The 2,227-nt window shown below is 73.9% G+C and carries 1 protein-coding gene; it reads right to left on the minus strand.

What is annotated here, in order from left to right; translation table 11 throughout:
• On the minus strand, nucleotides 1-2,227 hold a 2,227-nt coding region (locus NGF19_RS30265; protein WP_252429117.1), incomplete at both ends, for a type I polyketide synthase.

The following is a 2,227-nucleotide window of genomic DNA, read 5'->3' on the forward strand; positions in this document are numbered from 1 at the left end:
CCGCCGTACGAGGTCGAGCACCAGGTCGTGCTGCTCGGCCGCCGGCAGCCGGGCCAGCCGGTGCTTGAGAGCAGACTCCGAGGTGGTGGATACTCCGCGATCGCGCGGTCCGACCGGCCGCACGAGCGCACGCAGCAGCGCCGGTACCGGCACGTCGAGGCCCGGCTGGGCGGGACGGCCCAGGGCGGCGGTGTCCAGCTTCACGGCGACGGGCGTCGGCTCGGCCGAGGCGAGCGCGGCGTCGAAGAGCGCCAGGCCCTCGTCGATGCCGAGGGCCTCGACACCGGTCCGGCGCATCCGGGCCAGATCGGCCTCGTCCAGTCGGCCCGCCATGCCGCCGGCGGGGTCCCACAGGCCCCATCCGATGGACGTGGCCGGGCGGCCCAGGCCCTGACGGTAGCGGGCCAAGCCGTCGAGGAAGGCGTTGGCCGCGGCGTAGTTGGCCTGACCAGCGGCGCCCAAGGTGCCCGCGACGGAGGAGAACAGGACGAACGCATCGAGGTCGAGGTCCTGGGTGAGTTCGTGCAGCAGCCAGGCCGCGTCGGCCTTCGGGCGCAGCACCGTACCGAGCTTGTCCTCCGTGAGCACGTCCAGGACGCCGTCGTCGACCACGCCGGCCGTGTGCACCACGGCGGTCAGCCGGTGCTCGGCCGGAATCCCGGCCAGCAGCCGGACGACGGCCTCGCGGTCGGCCACATCGCAGGCGGAGACGGTCACTTCGGCGCCGTATGCGGAGAGTTCCGCCACTAGGTCACCGGCCTCGCCGCTGCGGCTGGCCAGCAGCAGGTGCCGAACACCGTGGTTGACGACCAGGTGCCGGGCGGTCGCCGCCCCCAGCAGGCCGGTGCCTCCGGTGATGAGCACCGTGCCCGACTGATCCCAGGCGGGCGCGCCGGCGACAGTTCCGGTACGGACGAGACGCGGCACGTGGAGGGTCCCGCCGCGTACGGCGATCTGCGGCTCGCCGGTCGCCACCGCCGCCGCGACAAAGTCGTCATCGGCATCGGCGTCGACGTCAACCAGCACGATCCGGTCGGGGTGCTCCGACTGGGCGGACCGGATCAGCCCCCAGACGGCGGCACCGGCGAGATCCGCCACGCTGTCGTCGGTGCGGCCCGGCACCGCGCCCCGGGTCACGACGGCGAGTCGTGCGGACGCGGGGCGGTCCTCATGCGCCAGCCACTCCCGTACGGACGTCAACACCTCGCTCAGGACGGTGCGGAGGGCACCCGCGGAGATCGCGTCTCCCCCGCACCGGATCACCTGGTGGTCGTCGTCCCGTCGCGCCGGAATGGCGATCGGCTGCCAGTCGATGTGGAACAGCGAGTCCGTCCCGCCTTGGCGGGCGCCGCGCAGCTGGTCGTCCGAGACGGTGCGGAAGGTCAGCGACTCCACCGCGACGACCAGTGCGCCGTCGGCGTCGGTCGCGACGAGCGCCACGGCGTCCTCGCCGACCGGCGACAACCGGACCCGCAGTTCCGACGTGCCTTCCCGGAAGAGCCCTACACCGCGCCAGTTGAAGGGCAGCCTGCCGAGGCCCTCGGCCGCGCCGACGTGCCAGGCGTGGAAGGCGGCGTCGAACAGTGCGGGGTGCAGCCCGAACCGCCCGGCAGCCAGGTCCTCCGGCAGCTCCACGTGGGCGAAGATCTCCGAGCCGCGGCGCCAGGCCGCCCGCAGGCCCTGGAAGGCGGGGCCGTAGTCGAATCCGTTATCGGCCAGCTGCCGGTAGAGGCCGTCCGGGCTCACCGGTTGGGCGTCACGCGGCGGCCACTCCGTCCCGAAGTCGGCCCGGGCGTCCGGGAGCGGGGCGGCGAGCGAGCCGCTGGCGTGCCGGATCCACTCCTGGCCGGCGCGCTTGGCGTGGATGGTGAAGGCGCGGTCGGCCGTCCCGGTCTCATTCTCGGAGACGGTCACCTGCACCGCGACCCGGCCCTGCTCGTGCAGCGCCAGCGGCGCTTCCACGGTCAGTTCCGCGACGGACCCGCAGCCCACGGCGTCGGCGGCCCGCTGGGCGAGCTCCAGGAAGACCGTGGCCGGCACGAGGTTGGTGCCCCGTATCGCGTGATCCGCCAGCCAGCCCTCGGCGGCCGTGGACAGCTGCCCGGTCAGAAGGTACCCGCCGGACTGGGGCAGTTCGACTGCCGCGCCCAGCAGCGGGTGGTCGGCCGTGTCCAGGCCTGCGGCACTGATATCACCCGCGCGGGAGCCGTCGCTCGTGAGCCAGTAG

This window comes from Streptomyces macrolidinus (genome assembly GCF_023887685.1).
In the GTDB taxonomy this organism is placed as follows: domain Bacteria; phylum Actinomycetota; class Actinomycetes; order Streptomycetales; family Streptomycetaceae; genus Streptomyces; species Streptomyces macrolidinus.